The sequence below is a fragment of the Streptomyces incanus genome (assembly GCF_042656345.1).
GTDB lineage: Bacteria > Actinomycetota > Actinomycetes > Streptomycetales > Streptomycetaceae > Streptomyces > Streptomyces incanus.
The window spans coordinates 1-1,847 of record NZ_JBHSPC010000127.1 but is presented as its reverse complement, the minus strand read 5'-3'; the positions used below and the strand labels follow the sequence as shown (position 1 = coordinate 1,847).

Annotated in this window: 3 protein-coding genes; all 3 read left to right on the top strand. The window is 69.2% G+C overall.

Going from position 1 to position 1,847, the window contains the following annotated elements:
* On the top strand, nt 1–523 hold a 523-nt coding region (locus ACFP2V_RS33695), incomplete at its 5' end, for a rhomboid family intramembrane serine protease (RefSeq protein ID WP_381219077.1).
* Nucleotides 524–934: 411 nt separating this feature from the next.
* Nucleotides 935–1,564: a winged helix-turn-helix domain-containing protein gene (locus ACFP2V_RS38780; protein ID WP_461091586.1), complete on the top strand. Its 630-nt coding sequence runs from the start codon at nt 935–937 to the stop codon at nt 1,562–1,564.
* 107 nt (nt 1,565–1,671) lie between these two features.
* A complete protein-coding gene (locus tag ACFP2V_RS38775) occupies nt 1,672–1,839 on the top strand; it encodes a transposase (protein ID WP_461091588.1) in 168 nt (55 codons plus the stop codon).
* Nucleotides 1,840–1,847: the final 8 nt, after the last annotated feature.

The following is a 1,847-nucleotide window of genomic DNA, read 5'->3' as shown; positions in this document are numbered from 1 at the left end:
GAAAGCCGCAGGCGGGGACCGTCTACGCCTCTTGACAGGCCCGGCCCTCATGGGTGCGGTAATACCCATCCTGCAGATCTTCGGAAACAACGTCGAGGACCGCATGGGCCATCTGCGGTACCTGCTGTTCTACCTGGTCTGCGGCTACGCGGCCGCATACGGATTCGCACTCACGAACCCCAACGCCACCACCCCCCTGATCGGCGCCTCGGGCGCCATCGCCGGCGTCCTCGGCGCCTACCTGGTCCTCTACCCGAAGGCCCGCGTCTGGGTCCTCGTCCCCTTCCTGATCTTCCTGCCGCTGCGGCTGCCGGCCTGGATCGTCCTGGGCTTCTGGTTCCTGCTGCAGGCGGCCTACTCCGCCGGCGCGGGCGTCACCGGCGCCGGAACGGTGGCCTACGCGGCCCACGTGGTCGGCTTCGTCGTCGGCATGCTGATCGCCTGGCCCCTCAAACCGGGCACTCCCCCACCACCCGAGCCGGGCGGCATCCTCTTCGGACGGCAGACCCGAGGGGGCTGGTAGGGCCGCACGCCAGGGGCAAGGCAACGCGAGGAAAACCTGCACAATTTCACATGAGCGCCATTTGCCCTACCCGGCCAGCCGTCGATCTTTGAGCGATTCAACCACCTGCATGCTTTACCAGGTTCGGATCCTCCAGCAGGGTTCGCACTGACTCATCGCTGACTTTCCTGACACTCCATCAGGTAGCAAGCGCTCCCCCCACAAGAGTCACGCCGAGCCCGTCCATCCCGGCTCGAAGCGGAGGGCCCCAGGGACTCACAGCCGAACCCGACAGGCCCTCCGAGCACCCCACATCGGAGATGCCTCATCACGAGGCGGCGCGGAACACAGCAGGAACTCCCCGGTTACTGACCTTCAAAGCGTGGTGTCGGTAGGGCTGACGGCCCATGCTCCCTGCGGTATCTCGAGTGCATGAGGTATCCCCAGGGCGGTGGCCTGACCGACGAACGCCGGGCCTTCCGCCAGAAGGTACGAATGGAGGCGGCCGAGCGGTTCCGGCACGGCGACGAGAACGCGGTCATCGCGCACGACCTGCGGCTCAGCGTCCGGTCGGTGCAGCGCCGGCGCAAGGCCTGCTCACAGGGCGGACCGAGAGCCCTGGCCGCGAAGGGCCCGGCCTCGCTGCCACTGCTCAAAGGGCCGGTGGCCCACGGCCGGCCGGACCAACCCTGGACCCTGTCGCGGATCAAGACGCTGATCGGGCGCCGGTTCCACCAGAGCTACACCGGCCAGAGTGTGGCCGCCCTGCTCAAGCGGCACGGCCGGAGCTGCCAGATCCCCGCCCGCCGCGCGATCGAGCGCAACGAGGCGGCGGTGGCCGGCTGGGTGAAGGAAACCTGGCCGAGCGGGGAAGGACCGGGGCGGCGCTCGACGCCTGGCTCGTCGTCGAGGACGAGGCCGGCTTCTCGGTGCCGTCGCCGACCACCCGCACCTGGTCCCGCCGCGGCCACACCCCCGTGGTCCGCGTCCGAGGCCGCTCCCGCCGCCGCTGATCGGTCGCCGCCCTGGTCTGCTACAAGCCCGACGAGCCTTCCCGGCTGATCTACCGGCCCTGCCCGGACGCCCGACCCGACGGGCGCACAAGCTTCTCCCGGAAGGACTGCCGCGACCTCATCCAGTGCGCGCACCAGCAGCTCGGCGGCCCGATCGTGCTGGTCTGGGGCCATCTCACCACCCATCTCACCGCCGGCGTGCGCCGCTCCATCGCCGACCGCGACTGGCTCACGGTCTTCCAGCTGCCCACCTACGCACCCGACCTCAACCCGGCCGAGATGGGTTTGTCTCAGTGCGAGCCTTGTAGGGATGCTGCCGCATGATGCTCAAC

Bases quoted from the DNA above. Each gene is read 5' to 3' on its own strand.
- ACFP2V_RS38780 (WP_461091586.1), top strand. From the start codon at position 935: ATGAGGTATCCCCAGGGCGGTGGCCTGACCGACGAACGCCGGGCCTTC.